Annotated in this window: 2 protein-coding genes; both read left to right on the forward strand. The window is 37.5% G+C overall.

The annotated features are described in order from the left end of the window. Window positions 1-1,770, forward strand: a 1,770-nt coding sequence (locus ACR2F7_RS11520) for a SusC/RagA family TonB-linked outer membrane protein (RefSeq protein WP_432713708.1), incomplete at its 5' end; no start/stop codon positions are given. 21 nt (window positions 1,771-1,791) lie between these two features. Further along, window positions 1,792-3,312: a RagB/SusD family nutrient uptake outer membrane protein gene (locus ACR2F7_RS11525; RefSeq protein WP_432713709.1), complete on the forward strand. Its 1,521-nt coding sequence runs from the start codon at window positions 1,792-1,794 to the stop codon at window positions 3,310-3,312. Window positions 3,313-3,478: the final 166 nt, after the last annotated feature.

The raw sequence follows: 3,478 nt of genomic DNA on the forward strand, positions 1-3,478 counted from the left end.
GTTCAAAAAGATGTTAGAATGAATACGGCCTTCAATAGTACGGTTAATATTATTAAAGGTTTAGATTTAAATGGCTTAGTAGGCTGGAATTTCCGTAATAACCTTCAAAAAACTTATAACCCGACCTGGATTCAGGGTACATGGGATCAGGCTACACCTGGACAACTATCCAGTTCAAGAAAAACATCGTTATCTTCAAATAGCTTGTTATTACAAGGAACCCTGAATTATGTGAAAGAAATTAATGATCATTCCATCAACGGACTCTTGGGTGCTACTCAGGAAACAAATAAAGATGAAACCAGCGATCAGGGACAAACAGGCTTTCCAAATGATAAAACATGGGTATTTGATAATACCCGCGGTAATACTACTAATTTCAACAATATTTCCGCATCGAGTAATGCTTTGATCTCTTATTTTGGTAGAGTTCAATATGCCTATAAAAACCGTTATTTATTAGCAGCCTCACTTCGTGCAGATGGATCATCTAAATTTGGCCCTAATAACCGTTGGGGATATTTTCCCTCTATTTCCGGAGGCTGGAAAATCAGTGATGAGCCTTTCATGGAATCAATCTCCTGGTTAGGATCAACAAAAATCAGGGCTAGCTGGGGACAAGCAGGAAATGACCGAATCAACACTTCTGCATTTCTATCCCTTTTAGGTGCGCTAAATTATCCAATTGGAGATGCGCAAAGCGTTACCAATGGCTTTATCGTTTCTACTATTTCTAATTCAAAACTTAGATGGGAAAAAACTGACAGCTATAATCTTGGCTTAGACATTGGCTTTTTTAGAGATAGAATTAGTCTTTCTGCAGATGTTTACTATAAAAAAACAACTGACTTGTTATTAAATGCCCCGGTATCCTTAACAACAGGGTTCTCAAACATGTTCGATAATATTGGAAGTGTAGATAATAAAGGATTTGAATTAGAATTAAATACGGTAAACGTTACACAAAGTAACTTTAAATGGAATACTTCATTGAACTTATCCATGAACCGTAATAAGATCACCGCATTAACGAATAATAATGCCGATATAAAAGTTGGACAAGGAAGTACGCTAATTCAAAGAGTGGGTAGTCCGGTTAATTCTTATTATTTATTACAGGCAACAGGCGTATTGCGTGAAGCTGATTTTAATAAAGATGCCAGTGGCAATTACACTCCAAAAATCCCTATTTATTCTGGACAAAAGCCAGGTGATACTAAATACATGGATGCCAATAATGATGGTAAAATTGATGCAAATGATTATGTTGTTGCGGGTAATTATCAACCAAAATTTGAGTGGGGAATGACCAATACTTTTACCTATAAAAACTGGGACCTGAGTGTTTTAGTGCAAGGAAGAGTTGGCGGTGACTTGTTATCTATTGGTTCACGTGGATGGAACAGGGCCACCAATGACACTAAATATCTTTATATGGCTAGTTGGCTTCATAATGCCTATTGGTCTGAAGAAGAGCCTGGTGATGGAAAAGTACCTGCATTCTTTTCTGCCGTTACAAGCAATTACGATACGAACTGGATGTACTCTGCTGCCTACTTAAGAATTAAAAATATAACACTCGGACATAACTTACCTGTATTGAAAAAAGCTTTCACCCGCTTACGCCTGTATGCATCGTGTGATAATGTTTTCCTGTCTGATAAATATTATCCAGGTTTTTCACCTGAAGCAGCAACTCAGGATAATTCAGACTGGGGTGCATATCCTTTGGCCAGAACGCTTTCCTTTGGTTTAACAGCAACTTTTTAATTGACGATTTATTTAAGCACAATGAAAACATATAAATTTTTTATCACCTTATTGGCAAGTGCCGGAATACTATTCCTTCCCTCTTGCAAAGAAACAATTGATATTGCCCCTGTTGAAAATAACACCTCAAATACTTTTTATTCAAATGAAATAGAAATTAAACAAGCTGTGGTGGGTATTTATGCCCGTTTAGGAAGAAATGGCACCAATACAGACTTTGCCACAGATTACTTTTGGCTGGCTTCAGAAAACAGATCAGACTTACTTTATATTGCAGGAGAAACTTCTGCACAGAACGATCAACTGGAATTAAGAAAGTATTTAATTTCACCTAACTCGGGTACTGTATCTGGGATTTTCGCTAGATTATACCAGATCATTAAAGAGGCAAATAACTTGTTATACTATACGCAGGAGGGATCTTATTTAAGATACCGTGCAGAAGCCCGCTTTTTAAGGGCTTATGCTTATGCTGAATTAGTGAGGTCTTTTGGACCAGTAGCATTGATTACTGAGCCTATTGAGAACAGCGCGGCTATTAACCTTCCACGTGCCTCTGCTAATGATATCTATGCCTTAATAATTTCAGACTTACAATATGCTTCAGCAAATTTAGCTAAAGTATATACAGGAACTGATGCAGGACGCGTAGGCAGCCTGGCGGCAAACGCACTATTGGGTCAGGTTTACATGACAATGGCGGGCTATCCCCTAAATGATGCTACAGCTTATGCTAAAGCAGAAACTGTTTTAGGAGGTATCATCACTGATGTGAATGCCCGTTTTGGTCCTGTTTATGCACAACTCTTTACCCTGGCCAACGAGAATAAATATGATTTGTTCTCTATTCAGTTTGCATCAGGAGTTAACACTGGCTCAAGTTTACCTGGTTACATCACCAATTCCGGATCTTCTGGCAGTCCTTTTCCAGAATGGACTTATTCAACTTATTCTATGCAAGGTCAGGACATGAGGGTAGACACGCTAGTGGTTAAAGAAATGAAGAAAAACAATGATCTTCGCTTTGCGGCAAGTATTGACACCGGTTATTATAGTGCTATTAGTACGGTACCGACGCGTACATTTGTATTAAAAAACATTGTCACTAAATTCCTTGAAAAAGATAATACCAATACAAAAATTAAATCATGGAATGATTTTCCTCGTAATTTCCCAATTATCCGTGATGCAGATGTTTTTCTTCTATATGCAGAAGCACTTGTTAAAAATGGGAAAGCTGCTGAGGCAAAACAGTATGTTGATAAAATCAGGACCCGGGCAAATTTACCTTTATTAGCCTCAAGCCCTACCCTTGATGATATTAAAAAAGAAAGAAAGTTTGAATTTATTGGCGAAGGAAAGAGGTTCTTTGACTTGGTAAGATGGGGTGAAGCTGAAGCAATATCTACCTTATCAGCATCTACTTCTCGTTACCATTCTACATTCAATGGACAAGCACCAACGAAAAAAGATCTGTTGCTTCCTATTCCACAAAATGAACTCAAAACAAGAACAAACTGGGAACAAAACTTTGGTTACTAAGAACAAGGTTTGTTAACCAACATTAATACGAAGGAGCTATCATGTAGCTCCTTTTTTATGGAATTAACTCCCGAAAATAGTAATGAAAATCATTACAAGTTAAGGACGTTCAAATTACTGAAAGGTATTCTGAACCTTATAGTTACCATATCGTTCAGAAGGCCCT

This window comes from Pedobacter sp., assembly GCF_045628745.1.
Lineage (GTDB): Bacteria > Bacteroidota > Bacteroidia > Sphingobacteriales > Sphingobacteriaceae > Pedobacter.

Coding starts and splice junctions, on each gene's coding strand:
- ACR2F7_RS11525 (WP_432713709.1), top strand. CDS start 1,792: ATGAAAACATATAAATTTTTTATCACCTTATTGGCAAGTGCCGGAATA.